Source organism: Enterococcus sp. LJL128 (assembly GCF_056924295.1).
Window position 1 is genome coordinate 239,671 of sequence record NZ_JBXPBP010000003.1, and the last position, 16,560, is coordinate 256,230.

A 16,560-nucleotide genomic window follows, 5' to 3' on the forward strand; every position below is an offset into this window, starting at 1 on the left:
TGAAAATTAAGTTTTGTCTTAGAGTAGTGATTTTCAGAAAATCGCTATTAATAAAACCGGAAAATATGCTATAATGACATAATTAAGACAGGAGGTTGAACGCAGATGGAGCCTATTTCTAAAGAATTTGCACTAGAATTGCTAAAAGAAGATTCTAATAGAATCATGATGCTAATCCGCAATCAAAAGAACAGCCTTTGTATTTCTCAATGTAAAGCATTTGAAGAAGTAGTAGATACACAAATGTACGGCTTTTCACGACAAATCACATATGCTATTCGTTTAGGCATTCTCAGCTCTAAAGAGGGAAATCAGCTTTTGAGCAATTTAGAAAAAGAATTAAATCGTTTATATACTGAGGTTTATGAAGAAACACAGGATAAAAAAGAGATTGGCAGGGAGGTTTAAACTTTGCCAAAAAAGATAAAAAAAAGGCACCTGCTGGATTACAGTATACTGATTCCTTATCTGATACTAAGCTGTGTCGGGCTGATTATGGTTTACAGCTCAACATCTGCTCAACAGATGAGTAAAGGGTTGCCGGCAACAGGGCTGGTGATGAACCAGCTGCAATTTTGGATTATAAGTTTAGTAGCAATGTTTTTTATTTATAAAATGAAAACAACTGTTTATCAGAACAAAGGCTTTATTATGTTAGCTATTGCGGTTATTTCCGTGCTGCTTCTGGCTGTTCGTTTTACGAACCTAGGGGTCACGCTGAACGGAGCCCGTGGCTGGCTCAAAATCGGGCCTTTTTCAATGCAGCCGGCTGAATACTTGAAAATTATGGTTGTCTGGTATCTGGCCTACATTTTGGCTCGACGTCAGCAGTATATTGACAAGGAATTTAAAAAAGCTGTTCTACGTCCGATGCTGTTAATTGGCTTTCTGATTTTACTTGTTGTTATTCAGCCCGATTTAGGAAATGCAGCAATCTTAACCTTGTTGGCAATTGTTATGCTTTTAGCCAGTGGAATTAATTATATGTATACCTATGTCATTGGCGGCGCTGGAATCTTGGGCAGTATCGGAATTATTGAGCTTTTGCTGCTTACAAAGGGAAGCTTTATTCCTAAAAATTATCAATATGTTTATCAGCGTTTTGAAATTTTCCTGAATCCGTTTAAAGATGAAAGAGATACGGGGCACCAGCTGGTAAATTCTTATTACGCAATGAGCAACGGCGGCTGGTTTGGCCGAGGCTTGGGTAATAGTATCCAGAAAAAAGGATTTCTACCTGAAGCTCATTCTGATTTCATTTTTTCAATTACGATTGAGGAATTAGGACTGGTTGTTTCAATGTTGATATTGGCTGTTCTATTTTTTATGATTGTCCGCATCATTCTGGTGGGGGTACGTTCCAGAAAACCGTTTAATTCATTGATGTGTATTGGGATTGGGGCAATGCTGCTGATTCAGGTATTTATCAATTTAGGCGGAATCACTGGTGTTATTCCATTAACAGGGATTACGTTCCCGTTTCTAAGTCATGGAGGAAATAGTCTGCTGATTATTTCTATCGCTATTGCCTTTGTACTGAACATCAGTGCAGACGAGAAACGTCAGAAGCTAATTGAAGAATATCGTCTAAGTGAGACTGATATATAAATAATTGAAGGTAAATTTTGATGAAGGTAGGAGTGAAAGAATGAAAAAAGTTTTAGTAGCAAATCGTGGAGAAATAGCCATTCGAATTTTTCGAGCCTGTACGGAGTTAAAAATCAAGACGGTGGCAGTCTATGCCGAAGAGGATGAATATTCTGTTCATCGCTTTAAAGCAGATGAGGCATATTTAATTGGTCGCGGGAAAAAACCAATTGAAGCTTATTTGGATATTGAGGGACTGCTAAAAATTGCTAAGAAATCCGGAGCGGATGCTATTCATCCGGGATACGGATTTTTATCAGAAAACTTAGAATTTGCTCAACGCTGTGAAGAAGAGGGAATTATTTTTATTGGACCGAAAACCCATCATTTGGATATTTTCGGAGATAAGATTAAAGCGAAGGAAGCTGCCGTAGCAGCTGGTATCGCCTCTATTCCCGGTTCTGATGGACCTGTGGCAACTGTAGATGAAGTCATTGATTTTGGGAAAACACATGGATTTCCAGTCATGATTAAAGCTGCATTAGGCGGCGGGGGCCGCGGCATGCGGGTAGCTTATAATGAAAAGGAAGCAAAAGAAGGTTATGATCGGGCGAAAAGTGAAGCAAAAGCTGCTTTTGGTTCTGATGAGGTGTATGTCGAAAAATATATTTCTAATCCAAAGCATATTGAAGTTCAAATTTTGGGCGATCATCACGGGAATGTTGTCCATTTATTTGAAAGAGATTGTTCTGTTCAAAGACGTCACCAAAAAGTTGTTGAAGTAGCGCCATGTGTTTCTATGGATGATGTGCAGCGAAAAGCAATTTGTGACGCTGCTGTTCAGCTGATGAAGCATGTAGGCTATGTAAATGCTGGAACCGTAGAATTTTTGGTGGAGAATGACCAGTTTTACTTTATCGAAGTAAATCCCCGGGTTCAGGTAGAACATACGATTACAGAAATGGTTACTGATATAGATATAGTTGTTTCACAGCTGCTAATTGCTCAGGGATTAGATATTCATACAGAAATTGGTATTCCTAAACAAGAGAATTTGCGTTTAAATGGTGCTGCGATTCAGTGCCGGATTACAACTGAAGATCCCTTGAACAATTTCATGCCTGATACAGGAAAAATTGACACGTATCGTTCACCAGGTGGTTTTGGTGTTCGTTTAGACGTAGGAAATGCTTATTCAGGATATGCAGTTACACCTTATTTTGACTCGCTTTTAGTTAAAGTGTGTACACATGGGATTTCATTTGAGAAGGCTGTTCAGAAAATGCAGCGCTGTTTGAAGGAGTTTCGTGTCAGAGGAGTTAAAACCAATATTCCTTTCCTGCAAAATGTAGTTAGTCACCCTGTTTTTCAATCAGGTGAAGCTCATACAACATTTATAGATAATACTCCGGAATTATTTGAGTTTCCAAGAGTCCGCGACCGCGGTAATAAAACGATGAAGTTCATTGGGGAAGTAACAGTTAATGGGTTCCCCGGAGTAGAAAAAACAGCTAAAAAATTCTATGAATCCCCTAGAATACCTGAAGATATGAATATCAAAAAAGACTTTGTAACTGCGAAGAATATTTTGGACGAACAAGGTGCGGATCAGGTGGTAGAGTGGGTAAAAAATCAGGAGAATGTTTTACTGACAGATACTACCTTCAGAGATGCCCATCAAAGTTTATTGGCTACTAGAGTCCGGACACAAGATTTTAAAGATATTGCACAGCTGACTGGTGAAGGGCTGCCAGAGCTGTTTTCTGCTGAAATGTGGGGCGGAGCAACCTTCGATGTTGCCTACCGTTTCTTGAATGAGAATCCATGGCAGCGTTTGAGAAAATTGAGAAAGCTGATGCCGAATACATTGTTCCAGATGCTGTTCAGAGGTTCTAATGCTGTTGGTTATCAGAACTATCCTGATAATGTTATTGCAGAGTTTATCAAGGAATCGGCTAGTCAGGGAATTGATGTGTTCAGAATTTTTGACAGTTTGAACTGGATTCCTCAGATGGAAAAGAGTATTCAGGCTGTAAGAGATACCGGGAAAATTGCCGAAGCGGCGATTTGCTACACTGGGGATATAAATGATCCGTCACGTGCAAAATACAATGTTCAATATTATAAAGATATGGCAAAGGAACTTGAACAGCTTGGTAGTCATATCATTGCTATCAAAGATATGGCAGGATTACTGAAGCCTCAGGCTGCTTATCGGTTAATCAGTGAGCTAAAAGATACAGTTAATGTACCTATTCATCTTCATACTCATGATACCAGCGGAAACGGAATCATTACTTACTCAGCAGCAACTAAGGCTGGTGTAGATATTGTGGATGTAGCAGCAAGTGCGATGAGCGGAGCGACAAGTCAGCCAAGTATGACGAGTCTCTATTATGCATTGGTTAATGGAGCGCGAACACCAGATATTGATGTGGATAATGCACAAAAAATTAACCATTACTGGGAAGATGTCCGGATGTACTATGCACCATTTGAAAATGGACTGAACGCACCTCAGACAGAGGTCTATATGCATGAAATGCCTGGCGGACAATACTCCAATTTACAGCAGCAGGCGAAAGCAATTGGTTTAGGCGACCGCTGGGATGAAATTAAGAAAATGTACCGTACTGTAAATCTGATGTTCGGTGATATTGTAAAAGTCACTCCTTCTTCTAAAGTCGTAGGAGATATGGCGTTATTCATGGTTCAAAACGATTTAACGGAAGAAGATGTTTATGCTAAAGGAGCTGAATTGAGCTTCCCTGAATCCGTTGTGACATTCTTCCAAGGAGACTTGGGTCAACCAGCGGGTGGCTTTCCTAAAGAGCTGCAGCGGGTGATTCTCAAAGGAAGACCTGCCTTTACCGAACGTCCCGGCAGTTTGGCAGAACCAGTTGATTTTGACAAGGTTCGTCAGGAATTAGCTGAAAAAATTGGATTTGAACCAAAACATGAAGAGGTTTTAAGCTATTTGATGTATCCGCAGGTCTTCTTGGATTATCAGACTTCCTATCAGACCTTTGGAGATGTTACACTTCTTGATACGCCGACGTTCTTCAATGGCATCCGTCTTGGAGAAACAGTTGAGGTGCAAATTGAACGCGGCAAGACCCTGATTATCCGTCTGGATGAGATTGGCGAGCCAGATATTGAAGGAAATCGTACGCTGTTCTTTAATCTGAATGGACAGCGAAGAGAAATGGTTATTAAAGACAACTCCATTAAATCAAATGTTCAAACCAAAAGAAAAGCTGAGCCGACAAATAAAGGTCATGTCGCTGCTACGATGTCAGGTTCTGTTTTACAGACATTGGTTAAAAAGGGCGACAAGGTTAAAAAAGGCGATCCATTAATGATTACAGAAGCAATGAAGATGGAGACAAGTCTTGAAGCACATTTTGATGGCGTGGTAGAGCATGTCTATGTTACCGAAGGTGAAGCAATCAGCTCTGGTGATTTACTGATGGAACTTTCAGAGAAATAAAAGATAGTTATTTGGATTTAAATAATAGGAGGATTAAATGAGACGATATTTAGCTTTTTTCGCAGTACTCTTTTCAGTATTTGTTATTGGCTATCTAGAACCTGTATTTTTTCCTTCTGAAAAAGCCGAAGTCACTGTAAATCAAAATGGGAGACAAAATGTCTCCCATACGGCTTTGCCTCACGAAGAACTGCCGGCTTCCGGTTTTTCATTATACATAGGAAAAAACAGTACGGATTTTGTTAAAGAATTTGGTGAGCCGCTGACTAAGTATGACACTGGCTTAGGCTATGAACTGTGGACATTTGGTGAAGAAGATTCTGAGTACATGGAGCTCAGCGTTTCAAATGGTAAAATAGCTGCTGTTAAAGCATTTAATGATACTGAGAATACAGCACCATTTGATATGGGAATGAATCTTTCAGATATATCAGAATTGACAACTATCTATTCAAATTTTGATATTGAGTATAATCAGGAAACCTTTTCTATAGAACTAATGGAAGAAGATATGAATTATCGGCCAATGATTGCCTTTGATAACGATACTTTCGCCATTCTGTTTTTTACTCATGGAAAAGATGTTTTATCAGGGGTTGTCTATTTGTCAAAAGAGTACTTACTAACGGTTATGCCTTATCAGCTTGCTTATGGTCAGAGCTTAGCTATTCCTATTGGGGAAACCAGTGCGGAGAGTATTGATGAGAAGCAAAAAACGATGACCAGAACAATTAATTTCCTGAGAATCAAAGAAGAATTACCTGCTTATGCAATTAATCCTGCAGTTGAACGAAATGCGGAGTATTTATATGCTTCTTATGAAGAATATATTGCCGATATACTAACAGTAGAGCGGCTAGAAGCTCTATCTCAAGTAAAAAGTGAAAGCTTAGGTGCTATTTCTTCTTCTTTTGCTTTTACAAAAAAAGAGTATGAAACCATGATCGCTAAAAGCAGCTTGACGATTCAGAAACCAGCAGGGGCATTCATGACCCCAGTTTATGATCCATCATTCACTGCACTTTTTTGGTTTTCTGATGGTGCATACTATCTGCGTTTTGCCAGTGATAAAAATGAAGACATCGGCATTGCTTTTTCTAAAGAAGATGTGTTAGTCTTATTACAGACTATTGAAAAGAATACTGATGAAACAGAGGAAAGTGGATAATTATGATAGTAAATGAATCGCTTTTTGATATAGAAGACCAGACTGCGGTATTGGTACAGTCTGTTTTAAATAGTGACATGATGGTCAGTTATAGAAAAAATAGAAATGACATGACCGGCTCTGATGAAGTTCAAGAGAAGCTAACGGGCTTTTTAGCAGCCAGAGCTGATTTTGAGCGAATTGAAAACTATGGTGCACATGCACCGGATTTTAGAAGCAAACAGCGGGCGCTGCGTCAGGCAAAACGTCAGTTGGATATGTGTGAAGAAGTAGCTGAGTTCCGCTTTTCTGAAACGGAAGTTCAGACAGTACTGGATAGTCTTAGCTCGGCAATCGCAAAAACAATTTCTGATGATATTAAAGTTGATGCCGGCAATCCTTTCTTCACCAAAGGTAGTAATCATGGATGTGGAGGAAGCTGTCATGCAAGTTAATGAAGAAAAAGAGTTGGCAATTCAGAAACGCAGAGGGTTAATTGTTTGGGTATATTCACTAAAACAATTGAAGGCTTTGAGAAGGCATGGATTTGTTCAATATGTATCACGCAGGATGAAGTACGTCGTTCTTTATTTGAATGAAGAAAATATCGAAGCAGCAGAAGAAAAAGTAAATAGTCTGCACTTCGTCCGCAAGGTTGAGCGTTCTTATCGTCCAGATGTAGAAATGAATTTTGCAGAAAAAATTGGTACGAAGGCTGCTTATCAGGTAGAAGAAGGCTTCGAAGTAGAAGAAATCAACACGCAGATTCGTTTAGCAGAAAATGTTTAAATTTGAAGAGATGAAAAATGTGTAGGAACTTCAAACATTTTTCATCTTTTTTCCATTAATCAAGGCTAAACTGACAAGAAAAGATAGTTTGTAAAGGATGAGCCTGTAGCCTTTTAGAAGGAGACTGGCATAGGAGAGGAAGAAAAAATGCGAGTAGTTGCAGGAGAATACCGGGGCAGAAGGTTGAAAGCGCTGGATGGAGAAAAGACTAGACCGACAACAGATAAGGTGAAGGAATCAATCTTTAATATGATTGGTCCTTATTTTGATGAAGAGACTGTTTTAGATTTATATTCAGGGAGTGGCGGATTGGCCATTGAAGCAGTGTCGAGAGGAGCTGCTCAAGCATTTTGCATTGAGAAAAATTTTGCAGCCCTCAAGGTAATCAAAGAGAATATCGCGGTGACCAAAGAAACGCAAAAATTCATTGTGATGAAAATGGATGCAGATAGAGCGTTGGAAACCTTTGAGAGCGAACAGCGGAAATTCGATATCATTTTGCTGGATCCTCCATACGCCCAACAGAAAATTGCAGAACAGCTGAGGTTTATGGCTGAAAAAAAATTGTTGAATGACCATTGTATTGCTGTATGTGAAACGGATAAAGCCGTTGAACTGCCCGAACAGATTGATTGTTTGTTTAAATCCAAAGAAGCTGTTTATGGTATTACAAAAATAACAATCTATAGAAAGGAAGAGACAGATGAGTAAAATCGGACTTTTTCCAGGAAGCTTTGATCCATTTACTATGGGACACTTAAATACGGTTGAGCGTGCCGCACTGATTTTCGATGAGGTTATTATTGGTGTGTTTACGAATACAACAAAGAAATCACTGTTCGGTCCGGAAGAAAAGGAACGAATGATTAAAGAAGCGGTAAGTCATTTGGCTAACGTTCGCGTTTTTCACCAAGAAAACAAATTAACTGTGGAAACAGCTAAAGAGCTAGGTGCTGGTTTTTTAATACGGGGGATTCGAAATATTCAGGATTTTGAATATGAAAAAAATATTGCTTTGATGAACAGGCACTTACAGACGGACATAGAGACAGTGTTTCTACTTTCCGATGAGAAGTATGCCCATATTAGTTCAAGTATATTAAAAGAAATTATAACTTTTGGCGGAGATGTTTCTGAATACCTACCGGAGGCTGTCAACCGATCCATAGAGAAATGAGCGATGAACGATGAACGATACTGATACGAAGAAAAAACCTTCATTTAAACGATTTATTCCGTATATTTTTCTGGTGCTGCTTGCTTTGATATTAGTTGTACCGATTCCTTATTATATCGAAGGTCCCGGCTCAACAGAAAATTTAAAGGATTTTGTGACAGTCGATGGAAAGAAGGATAAGGAGGATGGCGGTTTTTATCTAACGACGGTTAGTGTTAGAAAGGCAACCTTAGTTTCGGCACTCTTTTCACAATTTTCCGATTTTAGCGAACTGATTAGTAAAGAAGAACTGATGGGGACCAGCTCCAGCAAAGAGTATCAGCAAATTCAAAAATACTATATGGAATCTTCTCAAAATGCGGCGGTTGCACAAGCACTGAGTCTAGCAGGGAAAGAGTATGAACTGAAATTTGATGGTGTATATGTTATGACTATTGAAAAAGAATCGGATTTTTATGGAAAGATTGATATTGGCGATATTGTCACAGGTGTAGATGGTAAAACATTTGAAAACAGTGAGGATTTAGTTGAGTATATCAAGAGTCAAAAGGTTGGACAAACTGTGAATGTAAGCTTTTTACATGACGGAAAAGAACAAGAAGCAGAAGGCAAGCTAATGGAGCTTCCAACTGATAAAAAGCCGGGAATCGGCATCAGCTTAATTGATCATACAGAAATAGATGCTTCAGTACCTGTAAAAATTGATGCAGGGAGTATCGGCGGACCATCTGCTGGACTAATGTTTACTTTAGAAATCTACGAGCTGTTGACACAGCAGGGGATACGAAAAGGACACCAGATTGCCGGAACAGGTACGATTAATTCGGAAGGTATAGTTGGGCGCATCGGCGGTATCGATAAAAAGATTGCTACTGCTAGTGCTAGTGGTGCTGAAATCTTCTTTGCTCCTGATGATGAAATATCAGATGAGGTTAAAAAAGAGAATCCGGATATAAAGACAAATTATGAAGAAGCAGTGGCAGCTGCTAAAAAGCTGGACACAAAAATGAAAATTGTACCGGTGAAAACAGTTCAGGATGCTTTGGATTACCTAGCGACTTTAAAAGAAAAATAAAGCTGAATATCCTGATTACTTCTTTTGTATTTCAAGGTCATTGGTGTTGACTGGATAAAAACTGAATAAAATTGTAGCACTTGGAACGAAACGGGAAAAACTGATTTTGTTTCAAGTGCTTTTTTGAAAAAATAAGACCTTGAATACTATAAATACGTGAACGAAAATGATAAAAATTACGATAACCATAGGCAACACGCTTGATAACTTTAATCTTGTTGTTTAGTCCTTCGGTTACACCATTGGAAAAAGAATAATGAAAAGCATTCGTGATTCTTTGTTTGTGTTTCAATACTCAAAAAAGTGCTGGCAGATTCTCCATTTGGAATTTCTGCCAGCACAAAATAGTATAGAGCCTCTTTTGTTGAAGTATTTATTAGGAGTAGACAAGAAGAAATAGGCTGTTTAGCGCAAAATTTTTAAAATAATAAAACTTAAAAGGACCAAAGTTTAAAAAAATACCAAGGATTAGGAAAATGACTATCAGAATGGCAATGATGGATAAAATGTGTAACAGCTGGTAACCAAGCTGAAAATTGTTTACAAAAAAATCAAACCCTCTTTTTCTATAAGTGTTTTCTACAATTGGAATAGGGTGCAAAGTAGTTGTCTTTTCAAATTGATTTAGTAAAATTTTAGCATCTGTTTCATCCAATAGTTCTGAAAAAATGTGATTACCACATTCAAAGTCAAAAAAATAGGTGTGTAAGGGCATTTTTTTTGGTGGAAAAGACGTTCCCCAATCGAAATAACTAAGAGTATTTTTCTTCAAAGTTATTTTTTTGATTTCTTCGTAGGGATAGCTGTAAAATAGTTCTTCGTCCAAATATTCAATAATTGTCATGAAAATGATTCGCTGATTCGTAAGTATCAATAACCGATTACCTCTAAGATCATGAAATTCTCGTACATATTTCTTTGCTTTTTCACTTTTCGGATGGTAGGCACCCATAATGCCTAGACTCATAAAGGAAGTATTAGCACCGTCTGTTGTCAAAGGGAGAAGTGTTTGTAGAGTCTCGTCTTTTTTAAAGTAGGTGCTGCTTAAAGACTCTGTTAGCTCACGTAAAAAAATGTACATATGTGTTTGTTTGTACAGCTCTTTTTTTCTTTTCTTTGAAAATGAATTAGTATCAAATGAGTGACTGTTAAGATTTCTGACCGATTTTCTAAATATATTTCCCATGATTTATCCCCCCCTATTGCTTTAGTATCGATTTTAGTTTTTTGCGGCCTCGTGATAAGTGATTGTAAACCTGATCTGCTGTTAGGCCGAGTGAGGCAGCGATTTCCTGAGGCGTCTGCTGATAATAATAATATTTAAGAAAGATTAATTGATCCTCTTTTTTTAGCTGAGCAACTAACTCTAGGAAATGTTCTTTCTCAAAGTAAGCATCACAGGTGCCTAAATTAGCTGCGTCCTCAATTGGCAGAAGATTTTTCATTTTGACAAGACTGCGTTTTTTATCAATACAGGTATTTTTTGTAATCGTTAAGACCCAGGTTTTCAAACTACTTTTTGTTGCATTATAATGATTCATTTTTTTCCATAGTTTATAAAAAACCTCATTTTCTGCTTCTCTACGATAATCACGTTCTTCAGGACGGTCTAGTATAGAATAGATTGTTTTCAAGATATCTTTGCCAAGATGGTCTATTAACAATTCAAGTCCTTTAAAATTCTGATCTTTTATCAGTTTAACAATCATCTCATCCACACTTTTCACCCCTCCTTACTTTATTATACGGTTGAAATCTTGATTTTTTATCAATACTAGAAAAAAATGCGTAAAATATTTTAGGAGGGAGGAATATGCAAGAATTTGTTTTAAACCACCGCTATCAATTTATTGGAGGTAGTGCAGCGCTTATCTTGTTCATCATGGGTATATTCGTAATAAATCAGGGAAATGCTACTTTAATCGATGAAGAGCTTTCATGGACAGAGACTTCTTTCAGTGCTAACGAAACTATCTCTTCTGAACTGCCGGTTACATCTCATGAGTTCTTCGTAGATGTAAAGGGAGCTGTGGCAAAGCCGGGAATCTATGAGGTAGAAGAGGGGATGCGTGTTTGGGATGTACTTCAAATGGCAGGGGGCTTGAAAGAAGAGGCAGACGAGAATCAGATTAATCTTTCACAACGTGTTTCTGATCAGATGGTCATTTATGTTCCTAAAATGGGCGAAATCTCTGATTCCCCTGCATTCTTTGAACAGGCAGGTGAAGAAGAAGCAGAAGGGAAAGTAAATTTGAATACGGCAAGTGAACAGGAACTGATGACGCTTAGCGGTATTGGTCAAAAGAAAGCACAGGAAATCATTAATTACAGAGAAGCACATGGCAAATTTAAATCTATTAACGAATTAACAAATATCACAGGAATCGGCGAGAAAACAATTGAAAAACTTAAAGACGATATTTTTGTTTCATAAAAATAAATTGTAAAGACTATTGACGGCGTTTTTTTATTCACGTACTATTTAACTATATAAATTCCATTAACAATCTATTTTGTTTCTTTTAAAAAGAAAATGGGTAGCCTGACTCTTATTGAAAAAATACTTTCTAAGGATTCAATGGGATTTATAATAGTTATTTTTTCAGCAAAATATTTGTAATTAGCTAGGTCCGATTTATTCATTTCTTTGTTTCACAGTACTTTTGCGATAAGACTAGTACCTGTTACAGATAAAGAAATGAAAATTTATCTTGTTTAGATTTATATAGAAGGGAGAAGCTATGACTTTAGAAAGAATACCTTGGGATCAATATTTTATGGCACAGAGCGTATTACTGGCTTTGAGAAGCACCTGTACACGATTAGAAGTTGGAGCAACAGTTGTAAGGGATAAGCGGATTATTGCCGGCGGCTATAACGGTTCTGTCAGCGGAGATGTTCATTGTATTGATGACGGCTGCTATATTGTAGACGGCCATTGTGTCAGAACAATTCATGCTGAAATGAATGCAATTCTACAGTGTGCTAAGTTTGGAATACCAACAGAACATGCTGAAATATATGTGACTCATTTTCCCTGCCTCCAATGTACAAAAATGATTTTACAGGCAGGTATTAAAAAAATTCACTATTTGAAAGATTATCGCAATGATCCATATGCAGTTGAACTAATTACCAAAGCAGGAGCAACTGCCGAAAAAGTAACACTATCCAAAAAGTATTTTGCTGAACTTCAATTAGGAGAAGAAGATAGTACAGTCATTGACAGCGACAGTTAAACAGCTGAATAACTACTGGATTTTTCCAGTAGCTCTAGCTGTTTCCGTTTATTGTTTGTCTTTACAAAGAAGCTTTCTGACTATAGGCATTTGTCTGCTTGTCCTACTCAGACTTTTATGCACAAGAAACCGTCCGATAATTATAACGGGTTTCTTGTGCAGTTTTTTTGTTCTTATTTTGTCAATAAATACCAGATTGCAGGAGGAAGCTGAACAAAAAGCAATTCTGGGCGATACAGTTTCTGTTTTATTTGTTCAACCAGATAAAATTAATCTTAGAGGTGATTTGCTTCAAATAGAGGGTATCCAAATTAAAGATGAAAAAAAACTTGCTATTCGTGCTTCCTATTATTTATCTACTGAAAAAGAACAGAAATTTTGGCTTAGGATGGATAAAAAGTTGAAACTGCATCTATCCGGTACGCTTGAAAGTCCTGCATCAGCTACCAATTTGAATGGTTTTGATTATCAGAAAATGCTTCGTTATCGTGGAATCAACCAAGTATTCATGATTAAAGAAATTCAGAGGATTACCGCAGAAAAGCCGCCGTTTTATCATATTTTTGATTATTTGACCATAGTTAGAAAAAAAGCATTGTTACATTGTGAAAAAGAATTTTCTGAGACAACTGCCAATTATTTAAAGCTGTTGCTGTTTGGTGAAAAGAGCACCCAGTCGGAACAAAGTGAACAGCTTCAATCCATAGGAATTCTTCATCTTTTTAGTCTTTCGGGTATGCACGTGTCATTTTATACAAAAGTTTTTAAATCAGCAGCGTTGCGAACGGGGCTAACAATTGAGTCCTTCTTTTGGCTACAGTTACTTGTCTCCTTTTTCTACGCAGGTCTTGCCGGTTTTTCTATCAGTGTATCTCGAGCACTGATTCAGAAAAATCTTATGGAAGGAAATCAGCGGTATCAGCTGCATCTTTCCGCTCTTGATATTTGGAGTATAACATTGCTGCTGGGTGTTTTGTTTGATCCGTTTTTATTATTCACACTTGCGGGTCAATTCAGCTATTTCCTTTCTTTTGGTATTCTCTTTACTACTGAGGGGCTGAGAAAAAGCAACAAAGGAAACTACCTAATCAAACAGCTTTTATTCTCAGGGCTTCTGTCTTTATATACTTTGCCAATTCTCGGGCTATCAGTCTACGAATGGCAGCCGATAGGAGTTTTGCTAAGCTTTCTGTTGATGCCTGTGTTTGAGTGGCTGCTTTTGCCAATATTAACGGCTGTATTTATCGCATCGACAATCTATCAGCCGCCAATAGTCAGCCAAGCTTTAGAAGCAGCATTGGTGCATCTAAATCGTTTTTTCGAATGGGTTGCCACACACAATATATTTACAGTTGTTATCGGTAGTATACCTCTATGGTTATTTTTTATTGAAATTGGGCTGATTATGACGCTTTTATATTATTTAGGAAGAAAGCTTTCATCTGCACTTTTGGCTGCTGGACTGCTGTTGTTATTGTTAAACCAAAAATACTTTTTTCAGAATGGTATTGTTGCGTTTATTGATGTAGGCCAGGGAGACAGTATTTTTATTCAGAAGCCGTTGGCAGGAGAGTCAATTCTGATTGATACTGGCGGACGTCTAGCCTTTCCCAAGGAACCTTGGCAGCTCAGACATCAAAAAAGCAATGCAGCATACACGGTTGTGCCGTTTCTTAAAAGCCGCGGTGTAAAGAAGCTGGATAAAGTGATTATTACTCACAGCGATACAGATCATATGGGAGACTTGTTGGAAATAAATCATGCTATACCAATCCATACCCTATATTTTGGGGCTGGAGCAGAGCAAAAAGAATCTTTTCAGGCAGTGCTTAAAGCTTTACGTAGTAAAGGAACACGTTGTTACCCGCTGCTAGCTGGAGAAACAGTTTTGCATAGCTCCTTTGACTTAAAGGTGTTGGCCCCCATTGAAGTTGGAAAAGGAAGCAACAATGATTCTGTAGTAATTCAAATGTTAATTAAAGAACGCCGGCTGCTATTTACTGGTGACTTAGAAGAAGCAGGGGAACAACAGCTGATAACCAATTTTCCCACACTTAAAACAGATCTTCTAAAGGTTGGGCATCATGGCAGCCGCACATCGACCAGCTCTAAATTTCTGGAGCTCATTGCTCCGACAGATGCTGTTATTTCCTGTGGCAGGGAGAACAGGTTTGGACATCCTCATGAAGAAATTCTTAGTAGATTGAAGGAGAATAATATTCAAATCTATCGAACAGATCAACAGGGCATGGTTTATTATACTTGGCACCTTTTTACAGCTCTTTCTAAAGGAAATACGGTTTTAGATTCTGACTAGATTTTCGTAGATAGTAATGGTAGGATGAATAAGAGAAAAGAGGGATCTGATGAGTTTACAAACAGTTTTAAAGGAGATAAGGGAGAATAAAATAGCTCCGGTTTATTTAGTTTTAGGAACGGAAACCTATTTAAGCGAGCTGTTCAAAACAGAGCTTCTAAGACAGTTGTTTCAGCCGGAAGACGAGGAGTTCAATGTAACATCCTATGATATGTCGGAAACCACTCTTTCAATGGCATTAGCAGAAGCTGAAACCTTGCCGTTTTTTGGCGACCATCGATTAGTTTTTGTGGATGATCCTTATTTTCTAACAAGTGAAAAGAAGGCCGGCGGTCCAGAACATGATTTAAAAGAACTAATGGACTACTTGGAGCAGCCATCCGATACAGCGATTCTTGTATTTTTAGCAAATGTTGAGAAGCTGGATGAACGAAAAAAGGTTACAAAACTTCTCAAGAAAAAAGCAGTGGTGGTAGATGTATCGCCGATGGATGAAAAAACTCTTCGGAATTACGTGCAGCAGACCATTCAAAATGAAGGCTATGACATTCAGCCGAAGGCTTTTGATTTACTCTTATATTTATCTGATTTTCAATTAACCAAGGTTATTAGCGAACTTCAAAAACTATTTCTGTTTTCCTCAGAAGACAAGAAAATCTCCGTAGATATAGTGGAGGAGCTAGTGCCGAAGTCATTAGAACATAATGTTTTCGACTTGACTGGGGAAATTCTTTCCGGAAACAGTGAAAAGGCGCTTCAAACGTATCAGGATTTACTTTTACAAGGAGAGGAAACAATTAAGCTAACTGCAATCTTACTAAGTCAAATTCGGCTGCTTCTGCAAATTAAGATACTAGCTCAATTAGGCTATCAGCAGGCAAATATAGCAGAGGCTTTAAAAATCCATCCGTACAGAATTAAACTTGGCATGCAGCAAAGCAAACGGTTTGAACTCACTAGGCTTGAAAAAATTTATGATGAATTAATTGAAAATGATTTTGCTGTGAAAACTGGAAAAATGGCTAAGGAATTATTATTTGAGCTGTTTATATTAAAGATATCAACGCAGGTTCTTTAATAAAATACCGCTAATGCCATTTTACTAGCCGCCAAAATAAAATAATAAAATATAAGCTAAGCCTTAAAATGCTAACAACGACTTGTTGATTAGATTTAAAAGGCTTAGCTTTTTTACAAAAAAAGAAGTTAACCAAAGTCAACTTCTTAATCATCGATTATTTTGCAATTTTTTTGCTTAAACGAGATTTATCGCGGTTTGCTTTATTTTTATGGATCAAACCTTTAGTTTCAGCCATATCAATAGCTTTAACAGCATCTTTATATAAGACATCTACATTGTCAGCACCAGCAACAACAGCTTCATCAAATTTCTTGATAGCTGTACGCATCGCATTTGTTTGAGATGAATTTTTTGCATTAGCGTCCGCGCTTGTACGCACACGTTTGATTGCAGATTCAATATTTGGCATTTATTTCACCTCCGATAAAATAAGGTCTTACATTCTAGAAAGTCTAAAATGTAATTCAACAGTAATCATTATACCGAATCCAATCAGGCATTGCAATAAAAGATGACAAGTTTTTTTCCTTAACAGCAAAAATAATTTTGAAAAGCTTAATTTATCCAATAACTTCGGCTCTAACCAAGAATTAACTCTAAATTGTTATGAAATAGATATTTTTTAGGAAATCGATTCTTTAAAAAGGCAAGCTTTTAG

The 16,560-nt window shown here is 37.6% G+C and carries 16 protein-coding genes and 1 pseudogene; 13 read left to right on the forward strand and 4 right to left on the reverse strand.

What is annotated here, in order from left to right; genetic code table 11:
* Window positions 1–105: 105 nt before the first annotated feature.
* The 9 genes from AC1Z3K_RS06325 to AC1Z3K_RS06365 all read left to right on the forward strand — a co-directional run bounded on the left by AC1Z3K_RS06325 (window position 106) and on the right by AC1Z3K_RS06365 (window position 9,265).
* Window positions 106–408, forward strand: a complete 303-nt coding sequence (locus tag AC1Z3K_RS06325; protein WP_426081331.1) for an Fpa/YlaN family protein — start codon at window positions 106–108, stop codon at window positions 406–408.
* Between the two features lie 3 nt (window positions 409–411).
* Window positions 412–1,608, forward strand: coding sequence for an FtsW/RodA/SpoVE family cell cycle protein (locus AC1Z3K_RS06330; RefSeq protein WP_426081332.1), 1,197 nt, complete (start codon window positions 412–414; stop codon window positions 1,606–1,608).
* 40 nt (window positions 1,609–1,648) lie between these two features.
* Window positions 1,649–5,077: a pyruvate carboxylase gene (locus AC1Z3K_RS06335; RefSeq protein WP_426081333.1), complete on the forward strand. Its 3,429-nt coding sequence runs from the start codon at window positions 1,649–1,651 to the stop codon at window positions 5,075–5,077.
* Between the two features lie 37 nt (window positions 5,078–5,114).
* Window positions 5,115–6,245 (forward strand): CAP-associated domain-containing protein, encoded by a 1,131-nt coding sequence (locus AC1Z3K_RS06340; RefSeq protein ID WP_426081334.1) that lies wholly within the window; start codon window positions 5,115–5,117, stop codon window positions 6,243–6,245.
* 2 nt (window positions 6,246–6,247) lie between these two features.
* Window positions 6,248–6,679, forward strand: a complete 432-nt coding sequence (locus tag AC1Z3K_RS06345; RefSeq protein ID WP_426081335.1) for a YlbF/YmcA family competence regulator — start codon at window positions 6,248–6,250, stop codon at window positions 6,677–6,679.
* Complete coding sequence (locus AC1Z3K_RS06350; RefSeq protein ID WP_426081336.1) at window positions 6,669–7,013, forward strand: YlbG family protein; 345 nt, start codon at window positions 6,669–6,671, stop codon at window positions 7,011–7,013. Before AC1Z3K_RS06345 ends, AC1Z3K_RS06350 begins: the two co-directional genes overlap by 11 nt.
* 147 nt (window positions 7,014–7,160) lie before the next feature.
* Window positions 7,161–7,724 (forward strand): 16S rRNA (guanine(966)-N(2))-methyltransferase RsmD, encoded by a 564-nt coding sequence (gene rsmD, locus AC1Z3K_RS06355; RefSeq protein ID WP_461732195.1) that lies wholly within the window; start codon window positions 7,161–7,163, stop codon window positions 7,722–7,724.
* Entirely contained in the window at window positions 7,717–8,190 is a 474-nt protein-coding gene (gene coaD, locus AC1Z3K_RS06360) for a pantetheine-phosphate adenylyltransferase (RefSeq protein WP_461732196.1), read from the forward strand. Before rsmD ends, coaD begins: the two co-directional genes overlap by 8 nt.
* Before the next feature lie 10 nt (window positions 8,191–8,200).
* Entirely contained in the window at window positions 8,201–9,265 is a 1,065-nt protein-coding gene (locus tag AC1Z3K_RS06365) for a SepM family pheromone-processing serine protease (RefSeq protein WP_461732197.1), read from the forward strand.
* A 37-nt stretch (window positions 9,266–9,302) separates the two neighbouring features.
* On the opposite strand, the pseudogene AC1Z3K_RS06370 reads toward AC1Z3K_RS06365, so the two are convergent.
* The 3 genes and pseudogenes from AC1Z3K_RS06370 to AC1Z3K_RS06380 all read right to left on the reverse strand — a co-directional run.
* Window positions 9,303–9,554: pseudogene (locus AC1Z3K_RS06370) on the reverse strand (transposase); the annotation flags it as partial.
* Window positions 9,555–9,641: 87 nt separating this feature from the next.
* A complete protein-coding gene (locus AC1Z3K_RS06375) occupies window positions 9,642–10,451 on the reverse strand; it encodes a PH domain-containing protein (RefSeq protein WP_461732198.1) in 810 nt (269 codons plus the stop codon).
* A 13-nt stretch (window positions 10,452–10,464) separates the two neighbouring features.
* The gene (locus AC1Z3K_RS06380; RefSeq protein ID WP_461732227.1) at window positions 10,465–10,974 is read right to left on the reverse strand and encodes a sigma-70 family RNA polymerase sigma factor; all 510 of its coding nucleotides are present in this window, start codon (window positions 10,972–10,974) and stop codon (window positions 10,465–10,467) included.
* Between the two features lie 104 nt (window positions 10,975–11,078).
* On the opposite strand from AC1Z3K_RS06380, the gene AC1Z3K_RS06385 reads away from it, so the two are divergent.
* The 4 genes from AC1Z3K_RS06385 (at window position 11,079) to holA (ending at window position 15,899) form a co-directional block, all read left to right on the forward strand.
* Complete coding sequence (locus AC1Z3K_RS06385; RefSeq protein WP_461732199.1) at window positions 11,079–11,699, forward strand: helix-hairpin-helix domain-containing protein; 621 nt, start codon at window positions 11,079–11,081, stop codon at window positions 11,697–11,699.
* A gap of 307 nt (window positions 11,700–12,006) precedes the next feature.
* Window positions 12,007–12,504, forward strand: coding sequence for a ComE operon protein 2 (locus AC1Z3K_RS06390; protein WP_426081349.1), 498 nt, complete (start codon window positions 12,007–12,009; stop codon window positions 12,502–12,504).
* A 55-nt stretch (window positions 12,505–12,559) separates the two neighbouring features.
* Window positions 12,560–14,821 carry a DNA internalization-related competence protein ComEC/Rec2 gene (locus tag AC1Z3K_RS06395; protein ID WP_461732228.1) on the forward strand — a complete coding sequence of 754 codons (2,262 nt, stop codon included), beginning with the start codon at window positions 12,560–12,562 and terminating at the stop codon, window positions 14,819–14,821.
* A 49-nt stretch (window positions 14,822–14,870) separates the two neighbouring features.
* Entirely contained in the window at window positions 14,871–15,899 is a 1,029-nt protein-coding gene (gene holA, locus AC1Z3K_RS06400; protein ID WP_461732200.1) for a DNA polymerase III subunit delta, read from the forward strand.
* Between the two features lie 157 nt (window positions 15,900–16,056).
* On the opposite strand, the gene rpsT is transcribed toward holA, so the two are convergent.
* The gene (rpsT, locus tag AC1Z3K_RS06405) at window positions 16,057–16,311 is read right to left on the reverse strand and encodes a 30S ribosomal protein S20 (protein ID WP_426081351.1); all 255 of its coding nucleotides are present in this window, start codon (window positions 16,309–16,311) and stop codon (window positions 16,057–16,059) included.
* Window positions 16,312–16,560 lie beyond the last annotated feature (249 nt).

Coding starts and splice junctions, on each gene's coding strand:
- AC1Z3K_RS06345 (WP_426081335.1), top strand. CDS start 6,248: ATGATAGTAAATGAATCGCTTTTTGATATAGAAGACCAGACTGCGGTA.
- AC1Z3K_RS06325 (WP_426081331.1), top strand. CDS start 106: ATGGAGCCTATTTCTAAAGAATTTGCACTAGAATTGCTAAAAGAAGAT.
- rsmD (WP_461732195.1), top strand. CDS start 7,161: ATGCGAGTAGTTGCAGGAGAATACCGGGGCAGAAGGTTGAAAGCGCTG.
- AC1Z3K_RS06390 (WP_426081349.1), top strand. CDS start 12,007: ATGACTTTAGAAAGAATACCTTGGGATCAATATTTTATGGCACAGAGC.
- coaD (WP_461732196.1), top strand. CDS start 7,717: ATGAGTAAAATCGGACTTTTTCCAGGAAGCTTTGATCCATTTACTATG.
- AC1Z3K_RS06365 (WP_461732197.1), top strand. CDS start 8,201: ATGAACGATACTGATACGAAGAAAAAACCTTCATTTAAACGATTTATT.
- AC1Z3K_RS06385 (WP_461732199.1), top strand. CDS start 11,079: ATGCAAGAATTTGTTTTAAACCACCGCTATCAATTTATTGGAGGTAGT.
- AC1Z3K_RS06380 (WP_461732227.1), bottom strand. CDS start 10,974: ATGATTGTTAAACTGATAAAAGATCAGAATTTTAAAGGACTTGAATTG.
- AC1Z3K_RS06350 (WP_426081336.1), top strand. CDS start 6,669: ATGCAAGTTAATGAAGAAAAAGAGTTGGCAATTCAGAAACGCAGAGGG.
- AC1Z3K_RS06340 (WP_426081334.1), top strand. CDS start 5,115: ATGAGACGATATTTAGCTTTTTTCGCAGTACTCTTTTCAGTATTTGTT.
- rpsT (WP_426081351.1), bottom strand. CDS start 16,311: ATGCCAAATATTGAATCTGCAATCAAACGTGTGCGTACAAGCGCGGAC.
- AC1Z3K_RS06335 (WP_426081333.1), top strand. CDS start 1,649: ATGAAAAAAGTTTTAGTAGCAAATCGTGGAGAAATAGCCATTCGAATT.
- holA (WP_461732200.1), top strand. CDS start 14,871: ATGAGTTTACAAACAGTTTTAAAGGAGATAAGGGAGAATAAAATAGCT.
- AC1Z3K_RS06375 (WP_461732198.1), bottom strand. CDS start 10,451: ATGGGAAATATATTTAGAAAATCGGTCAGAAATCTTAACAGTCACTCA.